This is a genomic window from Flavobacterium rhizosphaerae (assembly GCF_046000445.1).
Taxonomy (GTDB): domain Bacteria; phylum Bacteroidota; class Bacteroidia; order Flavobacteriales; family Flavobacteriaceae; genus Flavobacterium; species Flavobacterium rhizosphaerae.
In genome coordinates this window covers 62,167-82,210 of record NZ_JBELPZ010000003.1, presented here as the reverse complement: position 1 = coordinate 82,210, position 20,044 = coordinate 62,167, and the positions used below count along the sequence as shown (strand labels likewise).

Annotated in this window: 21 protein-coding genes; 11 read left to right on the top strand and 10 right to left on the bottom strand. The window is 38.5% G+C overall.

Annotated features, from left to right (window positions below; genetic code table 11):
- The first annotated feature begins 75 nt into the window (after positions 1-75).
- The 7 genes from ABS766_RS04715 to ABS766_RS04685 all read left to right on the top strand — a co-directional run bounded on the left by ABS766_RS04715 (position 76) and on the right by ABS766_RS04685 (position 7,045).
- Positions 76-639 (top strand): nucleotide exchange factor GrpE, encoded by a 564-nt coding sequence (locus tag ABS766_RS04715; protein WP_408083969.1) that lies wholly within the window; start codon positions 76-78, stop codon positions 637-639.
- Positions 640-675: 36 nt separating this feature from the next.
- Positions 676-1,788 (top strand): molecular chaperone DnaJ, encoded by a 1,113-nt coding sequence (dnaJ, locus tag ABS766_RS04710; protein WP_408083968.1) that lies wholly within the window; start codon positions 676-678, stop codon positions 1,786-1,788.
- 187 nt (positions 1,789-1,975) lie between these two features.
- A complete protein-coding gene (locus ABS766_RS04705; RefSeq protein WP_408083967.1) occupies positions 1,976-2,902 on the top strand; it encodes an ABC transporter ATP-binding protein in 927 nt (308 codons plus the stop codon).
- 1 nt (position 2,903) lies between these two features.
- Complete coding sequence (locus tag ABS766_RS04700; RefSeq protein WP_408083966.1) at positions 2,904-4,187, top strand: ABC transporter permease; 1,284 nt, start codon at positions 2,904-2,906, stop codon at positions 4,185-4,187.
- A 111-nt stretch (positions 4,188-4,298) separates the two neighbouring features.
- Entirely contained in the window at positions 4,299-5,462 is a 1,164-nt protein-coding gene (locus tag ABS766_RS04695) for a sigma-54-dependent transcriptional regulator (RefSeq protein WP_408083965.1), read from the top strand.
- Positions 5,463-5,545: 83 nt separating this feature from the next.
- Complete coding sequence (locus tag ABS766_RS04690; RefSeq protein ID WP_408083964.1) at positions 5,546-6,175, top strand: DEAD/DEAH box helicase; 630 nt, start codon at positions 5,546-5,548, stop codon at positions 6,173-6,175.
- Between the two features lie 39 nt (positions 6,176-6,214).
- Positions 6,215-7,045 carry an alpha/beta hydrolase gene (locus ABS766_RS04685; RefSeq protein WP_408083963.1) on the top strand — a complete coding sequence of 277 codons (831 nt, stop codon included), beginning with the start codon at positions 6,215-6,217 and terminating at the stop codon, positions 7,043-7,045.
- Here ABS766_RS04685 and ABS766_RS04680 read toward each other — a convergent pair.
- Positions 7,037-7,246: a hypothetical protein gene (locus ABS766_RS04680; RefSeq protein WP_408083962.1), complete on the bottom strand. Its 210-nt coding sequence runs from the start codon at positions 7,244-7,246 to the stop codon at positions 7,037-7,039. The genes ABS766_RS04685 and ABS766_RS04680 overlap by 9 nt on opposite strands.
- Positions 7,247-7,335: 89 nt before the next feature.
- Positions 7,336-7,731, bottom strand: coding sequence for a DUF6678 family protein (locus ABS766_RS04675; RefSeq protein ID WP_408083961.1), 396 nt, complete (start codon positions 7,729-7,731; stop codon positions 7,336-7,338).
- Between the two features lie 129 nt (positions 7,732-7,860).
- Between ABS766_RS04675 and ABS766_RS04670 the strand changes: the two genes are divergently transcribed.
- Positions 7,861-9,498: an ABC-F family ATP-binding cassette domain-containing protein gene (locus ABS766_RS04670; protein WP_408083960.1), complete on the top strand. Its 1,638-nt coding sequence runs from the start codon at positions 7,861-7,863 to the stop codon at positions 9,496-9,498.
- Between the two features lie 75 nt (positions 9,499-9,573).
- Here ABS766_RS04670 and ABS766_RS04665 read toward each other — a convergent pair whose 3' ends face one another.
- The 4 genes from ABS766_RS04665 to ABS766_RS04650 all read right to left on the bottom strand — a co-directional run bounded on the left by ABS766_RS04665 (position 9,574) and on the right by ABS766_RS04650 (position 14,355).
- The gene (locus ABS766_RS04665) at positions 9,574-9,957 is read right to left on the bottom strand and encodes an FEKKY domain-containing protein (RefSeq protein ID WP_408083959.1); all 384 of its coding nucleotides are present in this window, start codon (positions 9,955-9,957) and stop codon (positions 9,574-9,576) included.
- 13 nt (positions 9,958-9,970) lie between these two features.
- A complete protein-coding gene (locus ABS766_RS04660; protein WP_408083958.1) occupies positions 9,971-12,832 on the bottom strand; it encodes a YfbK domain-containing protein in 2,862 nt (953 codons plus the stop codon).
- Positions 12,816-13,334 (bottom strand): RNA polymerase sigma factor, encoded by a 519-nt coding sequence (locus tag ABS766_RS04655; protein WP_408084125.1) that lies wholly within the window; start codon positions 13,332-13,334, stop codon positions 12,816-12,818. Before ABS766_RS04655 ends, ABS766_RS04660 begins: the two co-directional genes overlap by 17 nt.
- 172 nt (positions 13,335-13,506) lie before the next feature.
- The gene (locus ABS766_RS04650; protein WP_408083957.1) at positions 13,507-14,355 is read right to left on the bottom strand and encodes a DUF6929 family protein; all 849 of its coding nucleotides are present in this window, start codon (positions 14,353-14,355) and stop codon (positions 13,507-13,509) included.
- Positions 14,356-14,428: 73 nt separating this feature from the next.
- On the opposite strand from ABS766_RS04650, the gene ABS766_RS04645 reads away from it, so the two are divergent.
- Complete coding sequence (locus ABS766_RS04645; protein ID WP_408083956.1) at positions 14,429-15,310, top strand: PPK2 family polyphosphate kinase; 882 nt, start codon at positions 14,429-14,431, stop codon at positions 15,308-15,310.
- 94 nt (positions 15,311-15,404) lie between these two features.
- Here ABS766_RS04645 and ABS766_RS04640 read toward each other — a convergent pair whose 3' ends face one another.
- Entirely contained in the window at positions 15,405-15,737 is a 333-nt protein-coding gene (locus ABS766_RS04640) for a response regulator (RefSeq protein WP_408083955.1), read from the bottom strand.
- Between the two features lie 101 nt (positions 15,738-15,838).
- Positions 15,839-16,345, bottom strand: coding sequence for a hypothetical protein (locus ABS766_RS04635; protein WP_408083954.1), 507 nt, complete (start codon positions 16,343-16,345; stop codon positions 15,839-15,841).
- A 196-nt stretch (positions 16,346-16,541) separates the two neighbouring features.
- Between ABS766_RS04635 and ABS766_RS04630 the strand changes: the two genes are divergently transcribed.
- Complete coding sequence (locus ABS766_RS04630; protein ID WP_408083953.1) at positions 16,542-17,930, top strand: MATE family efflux transporter; 1,389 nt, start codon at positions 16,542-16,544, stop codon at positions 17,928-17,930.
- 23 nt (positions 17,931-17,953) lie between these two features.
- Entirely contained in the window at positions 17,954-18,184 is a 231-nt protein-coding gene (locus ABS766_RS04625) for a hypothetical protein (RefSeq protein ID WP_408083952.1), read from the top strand.
- Positions 18,185-18,186: 2 nt separating this feature from the next.
- Here the strand turns inward: ABS766_RS04625 and meaB are convergent, their stop codons facing one another.
- Positions 18,187-19,266, bottom strand: a complete 1,080-nt coding sequence (gene meaB / locus ABS766_RS04620) for a methylmalonyl Co-A mutase-associated GTPase MeaB (RefSeq protein WP_408083951.1) — start codon at positions 19,264-19,266, stop codon at positions 18,187-18,189.
- A 107-nt stretch (positions 19,267-19,373) separates the two neighbouring features.
- Positions 19,374-20,021: an NAD(P)-dependent oxidoreductase gene (locus ABS766_RS04615; protein ID WP_408083950.1), complete on the bottom strand. Its 648-nt coding sequence runs from the start codon at positions 20,019-20,021 to the stop codon at positions 19,374-19,376.
- Positions 20,022-20,044 lie beyond the last annotated feature (23 nt).

Below are 20,044 nucleotides of genomic sequence, written 5' to 3'. Positions count from 1 at the left end.
TTTTAGATTTTTGGCAATACTTTTGCATTTTGCCTCTGACAAGTTACATAATAGTTAAACAAAATAAAAAGATATATGAGCCACGACACTGAGAATACAGAAAAGCAAATAAATCAGGACGATGCCGTAAATGAAACAGCAAATAACGTTGCTGAAAATCATGAAGAAAGCATACCATCTGCCGAAGCGCTTACAGAAGAAGAAAAACTCAGGGAAGAGCTTGCGAAAGAAAAAGATAAGTTTTTACGCCTTTTTGCAGAATTTGAAAATTATAAAAAGCGCACCTCTAAGGAACGTGTAGAGCTTTTTAAAACGGCAAATCAGGAAGTATTACAGGCGCTTTTACCAGTATTGGATGATTTTGACAGGGCTATGGCCCAAATATCAAAATCTGAAGATGAAAACCTTAAAGGCATATCACTTATACATAATAAACTAAGGGATACTTTGGTTTCTAAAGGCCTGGAACAGGTTGATATTAAATCAGGTGATGATTTTAATGCCGATTTTGCCGAAGCAATTACCCAGATTCCGGCACCTACTAAAGACCTTAAAGGGAAAGTTGTTGATGTAATTGAAAAAGGATATAAACTTGGAGACAAAATAATACGTTTTCCAAAAGTAGTAATAGGCAACTAAAAGTAAGTAAGGGCAATTAAAAACCAAAAGTTTAAGATGAAGAAAGATTTTTATGAGATACTGGGTATAGATAAAAGTGCCACGGCAGAGCAGGTAAAAAAAGCCTACCGCAAAAAGGCGGTAGAATATCACCCCGATAAAAACCCCGGAAATAAACAGGCCGAAGAAAACTTTAAACTCGCTGCAGAAGCCTATGAGGTGCTTAGCGACCCCGATAAAAAAGCCAGGTATGACCAGTATGGACATGCAGCTTTTGAAGGTGGCGGCTTTGGCGGCGGCGGTATGAATATGGATGATATATTCAGCCAGTTTGGCGATATTTTCGGTAGTGCCTTTGGTGGCGGTTTCGGTGGCTTTGGCGGCGGAGGTGGTCAACGCCGTATGAAAGGCAGTAACCTGCGTATTAAAGTAAAACTTACCCTGGAAGAAATTGCCAATGGTGTAGAGAAAAAAGTTAAGGTAAAACGTAAAGTACAGGCAAGCGGTGTTAACTATAGAACCTGTCCAACCTGTAACGGTTCTGGTCAGGTGATGAAGGTAACCAACACCATACTGGGGCGCATGCAAACCGCATCAACATGCCATAGTTGTGGTGGTACAGGCCAGATTATAGAAAGTAAACCCAACCATGCCGATGCTCAGGGTATGGTAATGACAGATGAAACTGTATCTATAAAAATACCTGCCGGTGTAGCCGAAGGTATGCAGCTAAAAGTTACAGGAAAGGGTAATGATGCTCCCGGGGGGAACAGCATACCAGGCGACCTTATTGTAGCCATTGAAGAAATAGAACATGCAACCCTGAAACGTGAGGGGGAAAACCTTCATATGGATTTGTATATAAGCTTTAGTGAAGCAGCCCTGGGTACCTCTAAAGATATAGAAACAGTTAATGGCAAGGTCAGGATAAAACTGGAAGAAGGTATACAATCAGGTAAAATATTGAGGCTCAAAGGTAAAGGATTGCCGGGTGTAAGTAGTTATGGTAATGGCGATATACTGATACATGTAAATGTATGGACGCCAAAAACACTGACAAAAGAGCAACGCCAGTTTTTTGAGAATTCGCTTACTGACGATAATTTTATACCTCAGCCTGAGAAAACTGATAAATCTTTTTTTGAAAAAGTTAAGGATATGTTTTCTTAATTTAAGAATTTATTTATACATTTGAATACCACTAGTTAACTAGTGAATTTTTCTTTTTCATAGCAATTTTTCCCATCCTTGTTTTATTATAAGGATGGGTTTTTTACTTATACTCATTCTATTTAAAATATAATGAGATACAGTTGTATAAATATTAGTATTTTTACTAATCATTAAAAATCTCTGAATGACACCAATTCTGGAAGTTAAAAATGTTGTAAAGCAATACGGCAATTATACCGCGCTTGACAATGTTTCGCTATCGGTGCCCAAGGGCAGTATTTATGGCCTTTTAGGCCCCAATGGCGCCGGTAAAACATCACTTATACGTATTATAAACCAAATTACATACCCTGATAGTGGCGAAGTCTGGTTAGATGGCGAAAAGCTACAGCCGGAACATATAAGTCAGATAGGCTATATGCCCGAAGAAAGAGGGCTGTATAAAAGCATGAAAGTAGGTGAGCAGGCCTTATACCTTGCGCAACTGAAAGGGCTTACCAAAAGTGAGGCCAAAGAGCAGCTGGAGTATTGGTTTGATAAGCTGGATATAAAAGGCTGGTGGAACAAAAAAATACAGGAACTCAGTAAAGGTATGGCCCAAAAAATACAGTTTGTGGTAACAGTAATGCACAGGCCAAAACTTTTAATACTTGATGAGCCTTTTAGTGGCTTTGACCCTGTTAACGCCAATATCATAAAAGATGAAATACTGGAATTAAGGGATAAGGGTACTACAGTTATATTTTCTACCCACCGCATGGAGAGTGTAGAAGATATGTGCGACCACATAGCCCTTATACACAAATCTAACAAGCTTATAGAAGGAGAGCTGCATGAAGTAAAAAAACAACACCGCACCAATACGTTTCAGGTAGGTATAGCTCCTTATAACTTTCAAGGGTTACTGTCCGATATTTCTACACGCTATCAAACGCAACAGGCCAATTTTAAAACACTGGATGAAGAGTTAAAGCTTGATGTTTTGATACCTGAAACAAGCACCTCTAAAGAATTGCTGCAATATTTAATGCAACATGGTGAGATAACCCATTTTGTAGAAAAAATACCCAGTGTAAACGATATTTTTATTCAAACCGTAAGCCACAAGTAGTATGAGCCTTTCCCTTATAATAAAAAGAGAATTTAATGCCAGGGTGCGTAATAAAGCATTTTTAGTAATGACTTTTTTGAGCCCGTTGCTTATTGTAGCTATGGGTGCACTTATAGGTTATTTGGCAAACCTTAATAATGATGAGGTATCTCAGGTGGCGCTGTATGATGCATCAGGTTTGCTAAAAAATGATTTTAAAAGCGGTAGCCACGTAAAATATACCGACCTGTCTGGCCTGCCACTGGATAAGGCTAAAGAAGATGCAGCTAAAAACTATGAGGGCCTTATATACATACCCCAGGCAGATAGTATACAACAGCTTTCTGATAAAGTGGCCTATATCTCTAACGAATCGCCAAGCCTTGACTTTATAGGTGATATTGAAGATATACTTGATGAAAAAATTACTCAGCAAAACCTTGTTAGCCTTGGTTTTGATCCTAAAAAGATAGAAGAAGCCAATGTAAAAGCAACCATACGGCTTAGCAAATTTTCAGGAGAGGAAACCAATAAAGAAGCTACACTGATAAGGATAATTTTTGGAGGAGGCGCAGGCTATCTCATCATGATGTTTGTTATTATTTATGGCAACATGGTAATGCGTAGTGTTATAGAAGAAAAAACCAACCGCATTATAGAAATTATTATTTCTTCGGTAAAGCCGTTTAAATTAATGATGGGCAAAATTATAGGTACTTCACTGGCGGGTGTGTTACAGTTTGTTATATGGGCAGTATTGGGGCTTGGGCTTATCTTTGCACTCAGTACTGTATTCGGCATCCAGATGGGGGGCGCAGCCGGTGCGGCACAGGAGCAGGCAAACCAAAGCGATGCTGCCATTTATGTTGCAGAACTGTTTAAACTGCCCCTGCTTACCATGTTTATATCATTTATCATCTTCTTTATAGGCGGATATTTTCTATACAGCTCCCTATATGCAGCCATTGGCGCTGCTGTAGATAGCGAGACAGATTCGCAGCAGTTTTTACTGCCTATTATCATGCCGCTTATGCTGGGTGTTTATGTAGGCTTTTTTACAGTAATAAGCGATCCTAATGGTACAGTAGCTACGGTGTTTAGTATGATACCTTTTACATCGCCTATAGTTATGCTTATGCGCATACCTTTTGGCGTACCGCTCTGGCAAATTGCCCTTTCTGTAGCAATACTTTTTGGTACGTTTTTCTTTGTAGTATGGTTTGCCTCTAAAATATACCGTGTAGGTATTTTAATGTACGGCAAAAAACCAACTTACCAGGAACTGTTTAAATGGATGAGGTATTAGTGCAAAAACTTACGTTAAAATAATGCGCCTACACTTGTGATGCATGTGTATAATTAATAATTTTAAGGGGAAAGCTACTAATACCTTTAAAAGCAATAAACTGAAAATAGAATGCCTAAAATACTAATAATAGAAGACGAAGCTGCTATACGCCGTGTACTGGGCAAAATACTTGCCGAAGAAAGCGATACTTATATGATAGAAGAAGCCGAAGATGGCGCCAATGGCCTCGAAAAAATACAGAATGACGATTATGACCTTGTGCTTTGTGATATAAAAATGCCAAAAATGGATGGGGTAGAATTGCTTGAGGCAGTAAAAAAAATTAAGCCTGAAATCCCTTTTGTAATGATATCAGGGCATGGCGACCTTGAAACAGCTATACAAACCATGCGTTTAGGCGCATTTGACTACATATCTAAACCACCAGACCTTAACCGCCTGCTAAATACTGTCCGCAATGCGCTCGATAAAAAAGAGCTTGTGGTTGAAAATAAAATGCTGAAGAAAAAAGTAAGCAAAAATTATGAAATGGTGGGTAGCAGTGAGCCTATAGAACACATAAAAGGTATTATTGAAAAAGTAGCTCCAACCGATGCCCGTGTGCTTATAACAGGCCCCAATGGTACAGGGAAAGAGCTTGTGGCCCACTGGCTGCATGAAAAAAGTGAACGCTCTGGTGCACCGTTTATAGAGGTTAACTGTGCTGCCATACCCAGTGAGCTTATAGAAAGTGAATTATTTGGGCATGTAAAAGGCGCTTTTACCAGCGCTGTTAAAGACAGGGCAGGTAAGTTTGAGGCAGCCAACAAAGGCACTATTTTTTTAGATGAAGTAGGAGATATGAGCCTTTCGGCACAAGCAAAGGTACTGCGTGCCCTGCAGGAAAACATGGTGCAACGTGTGGGTGCCGAAAAAGATATTAAAGTAGATGTACGTGTAATTGCTGCAACCAATAAAGACTTAAAAACAGAAATTGCCGAAGGGCGTTTCCGGGAAGATTTATACCATCGCCTTGCAGTTATTCTTGTAAAAGTACCTTCATTGAACGAAAGGCGGAATGATATACCGCTTTTAGTTGACTTTTTTACCCAAAAAATTGCTGAAGAGCAGGGTACAGCCCAAAAGAAATTTTCTGATGATGCCATTAAACTCCTGCAGGAGTATGACTGGACTGGTAACATACGTGAATTACGAAACGTGGTAGAAAGGTTAATTATTCTTGGCGGGAGTGAAATATCTGAAAGTGATGTAAAATTATTTGCCAGTAAATAAAAGTCAGATTTACAGCTACCCAATACACTAAAAGTGTAGATAAATAAGCTGTATAATTTGAATATAATAGATTGTTCTTAAAAGTGAAACTAAAGAAAATAAATACCAACTTACAAAAAGCACTCCAAGAAGCCGGGCTAACCGAACCGACAACATTACAAAATGATAGCTTTGGAACTATTAAAAGCGGTGCTGATTGTGTAATTGCAGGGCCATCCTCCGAAGGTAAAACTACAGCTATAGTAATTCATGTTATACAAAGGCTTGAAAAAGCCTTTATGCAATCGCCAAGGGCTTTGGTAATTGTACAGGATAAGGAAAAGGTGCTGGAAATGCTGGAGATGTTTTCAAAATATGCAAAATATACCGATTTAAGGGCTTATGGCGTATATGAGAAAACAGATATGGATGAAGACAAAAATCAAATATCTGATGGTATAGATGTACTTATTGGTACCCCGCAAAAACTAAACGATATGTTTAGTACAGCCGGCTATGATGTTAACCAACTTAAAATGTTTATTGTTGATGATACAGAACTGCTTTTAAAAAACAGACTGGAGTCTAAAATAAGCCGTGTGAGCAATAGCATACAAAAAACACAGCGCATATTTTTTACTGATATCATCACGGATAGGGTAGAGTTTTTAGCTGACAGAATAATGGTTGAGCCTATTTTTTTAGAGATGGATGAAGATGACGAAGAAAGTTAATAGTGGGTATACATCTAAATTTGATTATAAATAGCTCTAATGAGGGGAATACCCAAAAATAATAATATAAAAAAAATCATATTCAGGATTTTAATATTTGTAGTTGTATTTTATACAGTAGCGCTTATATTTTTATATTTTTTTCAGGAAAAACTTTTATTTTACCCACAAAAACTCCCCTCAAATTACCTTGTAAATGAACTCCCTAATGGTATTGAAGAAAAATATATTGTAGTAGAAGATAATATAAAATTGCATGGCCTGCTGGTTAAATCAGGTCAGCATAAAGGTTTAGTGTTTTATCTGCACGGTAATGGAGGTAATGATTTCGGATGGGTAGAAAAAGCAGGTAGTGTGTTTTCATCTTTAGGATATGATACCTTTGTGCCTGATTACAGAGGGTATGGTAAAAGCGGTGGCACAATAAACAGTGAAAAGCAATTGTTTGATGATAATGAAAAGGCTTATCAGGCAATTGCAAGCGAGTATAAAGGCAAGCCTATTGTAATTGCAGGTTACTCTATAGGCAGTGGTATGGCAGCACACCTGGCTGCCGGTAAAAATATAAAAGCACTTATTTTACAGGCGCCTTATTATTCATTATCATCGTTGTGCGATGAAAAAATTCCTTTTTACCTTCCCGATTTTGTGAAAAAATATCCTGTAGAAACCTTTAAATGGATTGATAAAATTAATGCCCCGAAATACTTTTTTCATGGCACTGAAGATTTCCTGATACCTTATCAAAATTCTGAACAACTGGCAAAAGGATGTACTGACTGCGAAGTGATATTATTACCCTACCAGGGGCACAACGGTATTAATACCAACTTTATATTCAGAGATAAAATAAAAGATATTTTACGCTGATCTACTTTTAAGCAGTTTTTTACGTTTAGGCTTTCTTTCAAACAAATAACCTACAGTAAGGCCAAAAGCAATCCATAAGGGTATACCTAAAATGAGCTTTTCCAAATCAAAACGCTCATGGTCTATTACAGGAAAAATAACCATGGCAAAAATGTATAAAATACCGCCCCATACAAGGCCGGAACGCATCCATTTTTTCATAACCGTACAATTTTAAGTTCTTATTCAAATATACAAAGAAAACGTTTTCGTAGCAATGGTTATGAGAATATTTATATTAAATGCTCCGGCTATCGGTATGCGTAAAGTCTAAGTCTTTCATCCCTTTCTTCTGTTATATATTGGCCTGTTTCGTTAATGATTTTCTTTATTAAGCTTACATCCTGTATTTTTATATTTATTTTTTTTCTTGATTCCCGGGTGTTTACAGGCATATTATATTCTGCCGGAAACTCAACCCATTCAATTTCTTTGTATAAGATAGGTTCTAAAAAAAAGGGCTTAATATCTGGCATGATGAATGTAGTTAAACATATTTCCTCTTTATAAATGAGTTTATATTGTATAACTATCTCTCCGACCGTTTCGGTAAGGGCTTTTAAGAGTTTGTCCCATTTTGTGTTATTCATAAATGAGCCATTGAATTTTTCTCCAATAAACTTATTGATATTTTCATTTTTTTCCATTACATAGGTTTTAATATCAATCAAATATAATCCTTTGCTTTTTAAAAGGTAGCGTAAATTACTGCTCCTTACTATTCTTCCGGCTTATATGTTAATTATACTATCTTTGCCGCTTAAAATTTATTGTAAATGATTACTGTAGATGCGCTTTCGGTACAGTTTGGCGGTACCACGCTTTTCAGCGATGTTTCGTTCTCTATAAACGAAAATGATAAAATAGCCCTTATGGGCAAAAATGGCGCGGGTAAAAGTACGCTGCTTAAAATTATTGCGGGAGCCAGCAAGCCTTCAACAGGTGCCATATCGGCGCCAAAAGACAGTGTTATTGCTTACCTTCCGCAGCATTTATTAACAGCAGACAGCGCTACTGTTTTTGAAGAAGCCAGTAAGGCTTTTGAAGATATTTTTAAAATGAAAGCCGAAATAGATGCCCTTAATGAAGAGCTTACGGTACGTACCGATTATGAGAGTGATGAATATTATAAGATTATTGAAAAGGTTTCAGAACTTAGTGAGAAATTTTACAGTATAGAAGAAATAAATTATGAGGCTGAAGTAGAAAAAACACTTCTCGGGATGGGCTTTTTACGGGAGGATTTTAACAGACCTACATCAGAATTTAGCGGAGGCTGGCGTATGCGTATTGAGCTGGCAAAGCTGCTTTTACAGAAACCGGACCTGATACTGCTGGATGAGCCTACCAACCACCTTGACATTGAAAGTATACAATGGCTGGAAGACTTTTTGGTAAATAGTGCTAAAGCTGTAATTGTTATTAGCCATGACCGTGCATTTGTAGACAATATTACTACCCGTACTATTGAGGTTACCATGGGCCGTATATATGACTATAAAGCCAAATACTCCCATTACTTAGAGCTGCGCAAAGACCGCCGTGCCCATCAGCAAAAAGCGTATGATGAGCAGCAAAAATTTATAGCTGATAACCAGGCGTTTATAGAGCGTTTTAAAGGAACATTCTCTAAAACAGAGCAAGTACAATCGCGTGTGCGCATGCTGGAAAAGCTTGAAATTATTGAGGTTGATGAGATAGATACCTCAGCGCTACGGTTAAAATTTCCTCCGGCGCCGCGTTCCGGCCAATATCCTGTGATTGTAGAAGAGCTAGATAAAAGCTATGGCGACCATGTGGTATTTAAAAATGCCAGTATGGTAATAGAAAGAGGGCAAAAAGTAGCTTTTGTGGGTAAAAACGGAGAGGGTAAATCAACCATGATAAAAGCTATTATGGGAGAAATTAATCATGACGGTGGTAAACTGGAAATAGGACATAATGCTAAAATAGGCTATTTTGCACAAAACCAGGCCGCAATGCTTGATGGCGACATTACTGTTTTTGATACCATTGACCGTATTGCCGAAGGCGATATACGTACACAGATAAAAAATATATTAGGGGCTTTTATGTTTAGTGGTGACGATACGACCAAAAAAGTGAAGGTGCTTTCGGGTGGAGAACGTACCCGCCTTGCCATGATAAAGCTTTTGCTGGAGCCTGTTAACGTACTTATTTTGGATGAGCCTACTAACCACCTGGATATGAAAACCAAGGATATTATTAAAGATGCCCTTAAGGCTTTTGATGGCACGCTTATACTGGTGTCTCATGACAGGGATTTTCTTGACGGGCTTGTTACCAAAGTATTTGAATTTGGCAATAAGCGTGTAAAAGAACATTTTGAAGGCATAAAAGAATTCCTGGAGCACAAAAAGATGGAAAACCTCAGGGAGATTGAGCGTAAATAAAGACATTACTTTATGTTTTCACTATAAATCAAAACCCCTGCAGAAAATTTTGCAGGGGTTTTTTATAAAAATTGGTCAGTTGGTTTCTTTATAATGTTGCCATCCTATAATTCCGGGCGGGAGCTCCTTTTGCCAGGAAGTACCAAATTCTGAATTCAGGTATTCAAAAACCTGCAAATTATAATTGCGGTAGTAGGACAGGTTTGCCGGGGCAACACACCCAAAATCATGAAATGATGTTGCGTATTTTTTAGTGAAAACACTTTCATCTTCTAAAGGCAATGGCTGTAAACCGCTAAGGGTATACAATTTTATAGTACCATTTTCCGCATCCTTTTTAAACTGTAGTACAGCGCCCGCTACTTCTCCTTTTGTGCAGCCGACAGGTTCTTTTTGCTGTGCCTGTAAAACTGCAGGGAAAATGATTAAGATTGGTAATAAAGTCATTAATAGTTTCATAGCCATAAAAGTTTTATTCTAATTGTGTAGCCAGTTTAATAAATTCTGCCCGGTAACCATTAGGGTCATCTTTAAGCCCCTCTTTAGCAAGGTTTATTATGCTGTAGGTAGATTTATTAGGCACAAGGTTACTATCCCTTAACTTTAGCCCAAACCACGCTACAGCGGCCGCAAACTTAAAATCGGTTGAAGCATTATTTAACGCTACCTGTTTATCGGGTATTATTTTTACAATTTCTTTACTGTAATCTGCGTCCGGTTTTTTATACCTGAATTTTATGGTAGCCAGTTCTTCATTATACATAGTAGCCAATTTTGCAGGCTGGCTGTATTTCAGGTCGGGATTAGGGGTAAAGTAGGGGCTTTTTATCCCTACGGGAATAATTTCATACAGTGCAGTTACCGTGTGCCCGCTGCCAAGTTCACCGGCATCAATATTATCATTAGTAAAATCTTCATCCTGCAATTTTCGGTTTTCATACCCAATAAGGCGATAGCTTTGCACATGTTTTGGGTTAAACTCTATCTGTATTTTTACATCTTTGGCAATAGTGTACATAGAGCCGTAAAAGCCTTTCTTTAAAAAACGTTTCGCTTCATCTTCGTTATCAATATAAGCATAATTGCCATTGCCCTTGTCGGCAAGTGTTTCCAGTTTACTGTCTTTATAATTACCCATACCATAGCCCAGGCAGGTTAAAAACACTCCGGTTTTACGTTTTTCTACTATAAGGTCTTCCATTTCTTTATCAGACGAAGGCCCTATATTAAAATCGCCATCGGTAGCCAGTATTACACGGTTGTTTCCGCCTTCAATAAAGTTTTCTTCAGCGGTTTCATACGCCAGTTTTATACCATCGCCCCCGGCAGTGGTGCCGTCTGCCTCAAGGCTGTTAATGGCCTCAAGAATAATTTTTTCGTCATAGCCTGTAGTAGAAGGTAGTAACACCTCGGCAGTACCGGCATAAATAACTATGGCTATACGGTCTTTACCACGCATTTTGCCCACCAGCATTTTCATGCTGTCTTTTAAAAGGGGCAGTTTATTCTTGGCTATCATAGAGCCGGATACATCTATAAGAAAAACAAAATTGCTTGCAGGTAATTCCCTTTTATGTATTTCCTTGCCTTTTAACCCTATTTTTAAAAGCTTGTGCTGTGGGTTCCACGGACAAACGGTATATTCTGTATTGATAGAAAAAGGGTCTTCACCTTCCGGCTGCGGGTACTGATATTTAAAAAAGTTAATCATTTCTTCCACTCGTACCGCATCTTTAGGCACTGTCTGCCCATTGTTTATAAACCTGCGGATGTTAGTGTAAGAGGCATTATCTACATCTATAGAAAATGTTGACAGCGGGTTAGTGGCCGGGTTTTGGAATTTATTTTCTTCAAAAGCCTCATACTCTTCATTATCAATAGGTATTTTATGAGGAACGTTTTCTGTAGTACTGTTGTTTTCTCTTTCTTTTTCTACTTTTTTAAAGAATTTTCTGCGTTGTCTTTTGTTCATTTTGGTTTTAATGAGTACCACACCATTACTGCCCCTTGAGCCGTATATTGCTGTTAATTCCGCCTCTTTTAGTACGTTTATTGATTCAATATCATCATTATCAAGTATTTTTAAGGCAGTAAAACTCACAGGCACACCGTCTATAATGTAAAGCGGGTCGGTACCACCCTTAACAGACGCTACCCCTCTTATTTTAATACTATTTCCCTGTGGCGACCCGGAACCGGTAGAAATGTTTAGCCCGGGGACCTGGCCTTGTAAGGATTGAATGAAGCTTACATTTGGCCTGTTTTGTGTAGTTTCTTTATCAGAATTCACAAACCCATTTTCCTGATTATTGTAAACCCTACCCCTGTAATAATTAAAATCATTAACTACTTCAGTTTTTACGTTTGTAACAGCTGCAGCAGCCTTTGCTTTCGAAGTTGAGAAATAACCTTCTACAACAACTTCGCTTAATGATACTTCTTCAGGAAGCATACTTATATTAAGTACCAACTGGTCTGACAATTTTATTTCCTGTGTTTTATATCCATTTAAAGCAATAGAAATAATATCATCTTTGTGTGCTTGTATTGAAAAATTGCCATCAAAATCGGTTATTGTTGAATTTCCGGTATTTTTTATAATTACTTTTACTCCTGGAAAAGGCGTGCCAGTTTCATCAATTACAGTTCCCGAATACGTAAGCTGATTCTTTGAATCTTTTTCAACTGAAGCTAAGTATCCATTATTAAAATTCTTATTGCCGCTTTTTGTATAGAGTCCATCATCAGCTAATACTACATTATTATACAGGTTACTTTTATTGGCAACTATAGATTTACCAATCATACCTTTATATTGTATTTTTAAAGTATCACCTATAATAGTATTTACTGTAAGCTTGCCATTTTTGTTGGTTAAAGCTACTTTGTTCTTATTAACAAAGACCTTGGCATCTTTTATAGGTAAACCTGCACTATTGGTTACTGTAGCGGTAAATGTTATTTCTTGTTTATTCTTAACAATATCACTATCTGTCGAGTCAGTATTTACAACAACCTGCTTTTTTGCTTTTTCGGGACTAAATTCCTCAATTATTTTTTGGGTATCTATAACTGTAATATTGTTATTTGGATTACCTTCAGGGGTTATAGCTGAGTTATTTTGGTACATAAATACATACCCAATAGTAATAAACAGGGCAAATAGCGCTGCTATGCTTATGTACCTCCAACGTACTGCGGTACGCTTTTGTTCATGGCTGTCCAGTTTTTCCTCAACGCGGTTCCAAATCGCATCTGCGCGCCCAAAGCTTTTCTCTTCAGCCTTTCGGGCAGCTTCTTCAAATTGTTTATATAGTTTATCTTGATGTTCCATGGCTGCTCTTGTTTTGGTAATAAACACTGTTAACTAAATCTTTTAGTTTTGTGCGGGAGACGTTTAATTGTGATTTTGATGTCCCTTCACTTATATTCAGCATGGATGCTATTTCTTTATGGCTGTAGCCCTCTATGGCAAAAAGGTTAAATACCGTTTTGCAACCTTCGGGCAGGTAATCCAGCAGATGCAGCAAATCTTCCTCTTCCAGTGCGGCCGGTTGCATTTGAGAGGGTTCTGCGCTGCGTGCTACATCTTCAAGGTAAATGTTGAAGTTTACTTTACGCTTTAAGGTTAACAGGCATTGGTTTACGGCTATTTTGCGCGACCAGGCTTCAAAAGCCTTATTTTCTTTTAGTTGGTCCAGTTTGGTAAAAATGGTAAAAAAAGCATCGGCCATTGCTTCTTCTATTTCTTCCTCGCTTTTAAGGTATCTTTTGCACGTATGGTACAACTTAGGCACCATAAGGTCATACACCTGCCGTTGGGCGCCCCGGTGCATTTTCCTGCAAGCAGATATAAGTTTTTCGTCTATCACAATAAGTCTCTTTGCTTATATAGAGCACAAAAGCATGCAAAAGGTTGGGAGGAGGGTAAATTTTTTTGTTTCAGCGTATAGAATATGATTATTAACCAACCATATACTATACATTAGCAACAAACCAACAACCAGGCTACTTGTTAACCGTCAGCTTAAAAATATCCGTTTCATTCGCGTTACTGTTGTCGCCATCTTCGCATAATAAAAATTCAAGGCTGTCTCTATTATCTTTATACAGGGTAATACCTTCAAACTTTTTGGTGTCAGATATTTTGATAGTAAAGTCTACTTTCATGGTTTCAATATCTATGCGGCCCATTAGTGTACCAGTTATTGTACCATCCTCATAAGTGGACGTTGTTTTTTCGGCGGCGGCAATAAAATAGAGTTTATCGGCTACTTTAACAGCATCGGTAAAACCGGGACGTGTGCCATTTATTTTTGGCAGTTTTATTTCGTTATAAATAATCTGAAAAGCCGTATCACTTATATCACCCGTAAGTGTATATACAATGTTTTGTTGTTTTGGCCCGTTGCCACGGTTAAAAAGATACCAGGTATCCCCATCATTTACTGCAGCCTCTATATTAAAATCTTCAGGAGCCAGTTCGGCAAAATCCTGCATTACCATATATAAGTCAATAGCTTCTATATTGGGGTATACTTTTTTGGTAGTATAGTCAACATGTCCAATCAACATTCTGTTTTCGGTACTTCCCGAGCCAAACAAATACATGTCGTTGCCATGTACAGCCAGGGCTTCATAATCAGGTTTATCTTTTTTGGGTATATTTTCCAGCGGCCCGGTATAGGTGTCGGCTACCAGCGCTGTTTTATCCAGCTTTTGTGTGTCGGTATGGTATTCATATAGTATATGGCTGTTGTCTGATGTTATATAAAGGGCATTATTAGTATAAAACAGGCCAGAAGCAGCGCTTATACCTATAATATGAAATAATACCTCTAAAGTAAACTTTTGCATAATCTTATATATTTCTGTAATGCCCGGGGGCGTATTATTGGTTAACTTTATATAAAGATAACGCAATTTGTTTATGAAGAATATACACCCCGATGATTTTAAAGTAACAGAAAACTTTGCAATTACTAAAGTGCCTACAGCATTTGACCTTGGTACTACCAATAAGCAAAAGAAGCAGGCCTTAAAAGAAACCCGCAAAAAACTGGGGGCATTGCAGGATAAAATGTATGCCAATAACCGCTACAGTGTGCTTATTTGCCTGCAGGGTATGGATACATCGGGCAAAGACAGCCTTATAAAACATGTGTTTAAAGATTTTAATGCACGTGGGGTAGTGGTAAGCAGTTTTAAAAAACCATCGTTAGATGAATTGCGGCATGATTATTTGTGGAGGCATTATAAGGCGTTACCCGATAAAGGAAAGTTTGGGGTGTTTAACCGTTCTTATTACGAAAATGTGCTCGTTACGCGTGTGCATCCGGAATATTTATTGAATGAACACCTGCCGGGCATTGAAGAAGTAAAAGATATTCCTGATAATTTTTGGCAGCAACGCTATAAACAGATTAATAATTTTGAAGAGCACCTTACGCAAACCGGTACTATAGTTTTTAAATTTTTCCTGAATATAGGTAAAGAAGAACAGCGCCAACGCCTGCTGCGCAGGCTGGACCTGGAAAGCCATAACTGGAAGTTTGATCCGGCCGACCTGGAAGAACGTGAATTATGGGACGAGTACCGTAACTATTATGGCGAGGCCATAAATAACACCTCTAAAGATAATGCACCCTGGTATGCCATACCTGCCGATGATAAAAAAACGGCACGGCTGATTGTTGCTACCATATTGCTGGAGGAACTGCAGAAATATAATTTCCATGAGCCGGATGTAAATGATGAGGTAGCCGAAAATATAAGAGCCTATAAAAAAGCGCTTAGAGATCAAGCGCCGTAATATTGCATTATTTGCTTTCCTTTCCGCTTCACATTTTAAGTTACGGTCTAAGGTAGTCCGTTCTTTTTTTGAAGGTTTTTTGGTTATTATTCTGTCAGCTTTCTAATAACTCTTTCAGTTCTTCCGAAGAAAGGCATATACCCAAATGATTGCAATGCTCATTATCTTCAACCTCCCCGTCAATAAAATATATGGGTATCTGTGCTGTTGATTTACGGTTTTTAATACTGCCGGCGGTTTCTTTGCCGTGAGAGGGTTTTATGTTGTAATTAATGATAATGGCATCAGGTTTTAATTCCCCTGTTTTTTTATAGGCCCGCCCACCATCAGCAAATTCATAGCCTACCACCTCATGGCTGCTTTCACGGCAAAGTTCAAGCAGTGGGGTTGTATCCATAAGGGTCCAGTCAATAACAAATAATGTCATTAGAAATAATTTGCACTATAAATGTATAAAAAAACCTGTCACAAAAAAAGTAACAGGTTTTTAGGGTTAGTAATGTACTTAGGTATATATATTAAATAAGCTTATAACCCAAAACCATAAGCCAGGCGTAAAGCCACCTGTCCTGTTTCAGTATCATTTGTGCCTTCATAACGCACGCTGATATCAATAATATCGTTAGCATAACCTATACCCGGCGACCATAAAAAGAAACTGTCGTTATAATTATTTGTAACAGCAAATCCTGCACCAGCCTCGCCAAGTATATAAAGGCTGTTTTTAAGTACAAAAGCCTTAAATCCTGCTTTTACGGGTATATACCCATAATCTTTAATATAATCTTCTTTACTGAAAAGATTAGTAAAACCAGTTGTAAGGGTTAAAGAAGTTTTCCGTGAAAGGTCATATTGCAGCCTTACATCTCCGCCCAGCCCAAAACTAAAACTGTCTCCTGTTGGCACACCTGCACTCAGACCCACACCAAGACGAAAACCTTGTTTGTAATTGTCGTTAGGTATGTCCTGTGCAGAGGCAGTATACACACCACTTAAAAAAATAATAGCTGAAACAAATGTCTTTAAAATTCTCATAATTAATTTAATTTTTGTGTTGTAAAATTATGTTGATTGTGTTGTGAAGTATTGTAATTAAAAGTTAATTTATTACAAATGATATTATAATTTTTAGAAAACTGCCGTGTATAATGATAATTCATTATTTATTTGGCGTTTAGCTGTATTTCCATAACCTTCTTCTTGCTACATTTGCTCCAAAATTGTTCAAAAAGTGCGTTTATCAGTCTATATAAAAGAATCTCGTTATAACATAAGTCTCGCTTATCCGGTAATTTTAGGAATGCTGGGCCATACCATTACAGGTATAATTGATAATATAATGGTGGGGCAGTTAGGGGTGGCACAACTGGCTGCTGCCTCTTTGGGTAATAGTATAATATTTATGGCTATGTCTATAGGTATTGGTTTTTCTACTGCTATTACCCCTTTGGTTGCCGAAGCAGATGCAGCAAAAGACGTTTCAAAGGTACGCTCTGTATTTCACCACGGAATTTTTATGTGTACCCTGCTAGGCCTGGCACTTTTTATTGCAGTATGGCTTGCCCGCCCGTCTATGTTTTATATGGGTCAGCCGCAGGAGGTAGTACAACTAGCCGGGCCCTATACCAGCCTGGTGGCATTTTCACTCGTACCTATGATTATGTTTCAGGGGTACAAGCAATTTGCCGATGGCCTTGCCTTTACAAAATACGCTATGTATGCTGTAGTAGTAGCTAATATTATTAATGTAATACTCAATTATTTTTTAATATACGGTATAGGCTTTTTTCCGGAACTTGGTATTGTTGGGGCAGCAGTGAGCACTTTGGTTTCGCGTATAGTAATGCTGTTGTATATGCATTATATAATGTCTAAAAATGAAAAGCTTATAAGTTATTTTACCGGTTTTAGGATAAAAGAGATAAAACAAAGTATTTTGCGCCGAATAACCGCCCTGGGTGTACCTTCATCAATGCAAATGTTTTTTGAAATAGCTTTGTTTAACACCGCTATATGGCTTTCCGGTAGCATTGGCAAAAACAGCCAGGCTGCTAACCAGATTGCGCTTAGCCTTGCTTCACTTACCTTTATGTTTGCAGTTGGGTTAAGCGTAGCCGCCACTATACGGGTAGGCAACCAAAAAGGCCTGCGGGATTATAATAAGCTAAAAGTAGTAGCGCGGTCTATATTTTTACTTGCTGTAATGATAGAGATAGTGTTTGCATTGGTGTTTACTGTTTTTCATAACCAGTTACCGCTAATTTTTCTTAACCTAGATGACACATTGCAATTTAGCGACAATACAGAAGCCATCAGTATTGCTTCAACGCTACTAATTGTGGCAGCTGTTTTTCAACTGTCAGACGGTATACAGGTAGTGGTATTAGGAGCATTACGCGGCCTTCAGGATGTAAAAATACCTACACTTATTACTTTTGTGGCTTACTGGGTTATCGGTTTCCCTATATCCTATTACCTTGGGCTGCATACAGAATTAAAAGCTACCGGTATATGGATAGGGCTACTGAGCGGGCTTACCGCAGCAGCATTATTTTTGTATCTTCGCTTTCATTATTTAACCACCCGGCTTTTGGCTAAAGTGCCAGTACACGGGGCTTAGTTTAAAGTTATAAATATAGTTATATGGAATTACCAAAATTTGTATTGGCAGATAACACCGACTTTCCGGAAGATATTTTTATTATTCACCTGGATTATCCACGCTTTATAATTAACCTTAAAGATGATGAGGTTGAATTTATTGACGAGCCAGATGATATAGATGAAAATGAGCTTGAGGCAGAGATGGAAACCCTTATTACTGCTGCAAATGAATTTTATGACCGCGAAATGGAGCGGTACGAAGCACAGTAACTTTAGGAAGAGAAATATTTTTTAAGTACTATACTGGCGGCGGCAAAAGGTGATATTTCACCATTTTGTACCGCCTTTTTTACTGTTTCAAGGTGTGAGGCTGTTTCACTATTACTATAAAAACGGTTTAACAGCAGTTGGTGTATGGTTTCAGTAAACCAATACGTGTTTTGTTTATGGCGGCACATTTCAAAATAGCCATTATTTTTTGCGTGGTTAATATAACGTTCTATTTGCTGCCAGGTTTCAGAAATACCAATACGGTTTACAGCGCTGCACGTCATGGCTTTTGGCTGCCAACCCGAAGCTTTAGGCGGAAAATAATGCAATGCCCTGTTAAGTTCTGTTTTTGTAAAATTGGCTTTATGTGTATTATCGCCATCAGCTTTATTTATAACTACAAGGTCAGCCATTTCCATTATACCCCGTTTTATACCCTGTAATTCATCTCCCGCACCTGCTATTTGCAACAGCAGAAAGAAATCAACCATGCTGTGCACTGCAGTTTCACTCTGGCCTACACCCACAGTTTCTATCAAAATAGTATCAAATCCACAGGCTTCGCAAAGTATGACAGATTCCCGCGTTTTTTGAGCCACACCTCCCAAAGTTTCCCCCGAGGCAGAAGGTCTTATATAGGCATTTTTATCTTTAACGAGTTCTTCCATACGGGTCTTGTCGCCTAAAATACTCCCGTGAGACACTGTACTGCTGGGGTCTACCGCCAGGACAGCCACTTTTTTGCCTATACCTGTAAGATATTTGCCAAAAGCTTCTATAAACGTGCTTTTGCCCACACCGGGAACACCTGTAATACCAATGCGTACAGATTTATTAGCATGGGGCAGGCATTGTGCAATAACCTCTGCAGCCTTTTCAAAATGATTTGGATTAGCGCTTTCAATAAGCGTTATGGCCCTGCTTAGCGCTGTAATATCACCATTAAGCACTCCCTGGGCAAGTGCTTTTGCAGAGGGTGCATTTTTCCGCAGCCCCGCAATATATCCTGCCGAAGCAGCATTTATGCTTTCAGGTTGCAGAGCTTTCTTGTGGGTTTCATTACTGTTGCTGTTATCTGTCACGGTAGGGCCAAATATTTAAGGTAAAAATACAGTTAATTATGGCATAAAAAAAGGAGCAGTTCACAAACTGCCCCTATATTATCTTTTGCGAAGACTAACTTTATATACTAATATCCGGCAGTAAAACGCTGCCTGCGGAACCGTGGTGTTTCTGTTTCATCGGCAATAATAAATGCAAGGTCTTCTACTGATAGTGTGTTCCTATGTTGGTCATCAAACACAGGGCTGTCAAACCCAAGGCGGTATTTTCCGGTACGGCCGGTGGCAATGCCCTTATGCATCTCTATAGCAGGGCTGAAAAATACCCAGTCCAGGTCTTTTTGTTTTTTTAAAACGTTAAGGTAATCCCTTACGGCAAGCGCCCCCTGTTTATATTCTTCCGGGAATTTTGGCGTATCAACAAGCTGTAAATCAGATGAAACATAAAGGCTTCCTGCGCCGCCAATAACTATAAACCGGTCAACCCCGGCTTTTATAACGGCTTGTTGTATAGACCTGGCCCCTTTAAGGTAATCATCATAAATTTCAGGGTTATCCCAACCGGGGTTGTAGGCGCTTATAACCGTATCATGGCCTTTAAGCACTTCGGCAAGGTTAGCGGTATCAAAAACGTCGGCTTTTACATAAGTAATACCGTGAGGCGCATCATCTTTAGGATTTCGGCTTATAGCGGTGGCACGGTGGCCGCGGTGGGCAAATTCATTTACCAGGGCAGTACCAACAAACCCTGTGGCGCCAATTATAGCTATTTTCATAGTAATTAGGACAGTTAAAAGTT